The organism is Bradyrhizobium sp. NBAIM14 (genome assembly GCF_020193895.1).
In the GTDB taxonomy this organism is placed as follows: domain Bacteria; phylum Pseudomonadota; class Alphaproteobacteria; order Rhizobiales; family Xanthobacteraceae; genus Bradyrhizobium; species Bradyrhizobium yuanmingense.
In genome coordinates this window covers 1-624 of record NZ_JADYVQ010000076.1, presented here as the reverse complement: position 1 = coordinate 624, position 624 = coordinate 1, and the positions used below count along the sequence as shown (strand labels likewise).

At 66.2% G+C, this 624-nt stretch carries 1 protein-coding gene; it reads right to left on the bottom strand.

What is annotated here, in order from left to right:
• Positions 1-624 (bottom strand): chemotaxis protein CheA (locus tag I6F28_RS38020; RefSeq protein WP_249782237.1); only part of this gene is annotated, 624 nt, incomplete at both ends.

Sequence of the window (624 nt, the reverse complement as noted above, 5' to 3'; positions counted from 1 at the left end):
GGGCGCGGACCAGCTCGACCACCGAGAGCTGCGGGATCGCAAAGCGGTCGCCGGCGGCTTCGACGATCAGGGCCGAGACGATGGCGAGCGTCAGCGGGATCTTGATGGTGACGGAGCTTCCTTCGCCCGCGACCGACTTGATGTCGATGGTGCCGCCGATCTGGTCGATATTGGTGCGCACCACGTCCATGCCGACGCCGCGGCCCGACACCGAGGTGATGGCGGCGGCAGTGGAGAAGCCCGGCGCGAAGATGAACTTGTGGATCTGGGCTTCGCTCATCTTCTCGAGCTCGGCCTCGGTGACGAGACCGGAGGAGAGCGCCTTGGCCTTGATCTTCTCGGTGTTGAGGCCGCGTCCGTTGTCGGCGATGCAGATGATGATGTGGCCGCCCTCGTGATAGGCGGAGAGGCGAATGGTGCCCTGCTCGCCCTTGCCGCTGGCGAGGCGCTCGGCGGGGGTCTCGAGGCCATGATCGGCGGAGTTGCGCACCATGTGAGTGAGCGGGTCCTTGATCAGATCGAGCACCTGGCGGTCGAGCTCGGTGTCGGCGCCGTGCATCTCGAGCTCGATCTGCTTGCCGAGTTCGGATGAGAGGTCGCGGACGATGCGGGGCAGCTTCTGCC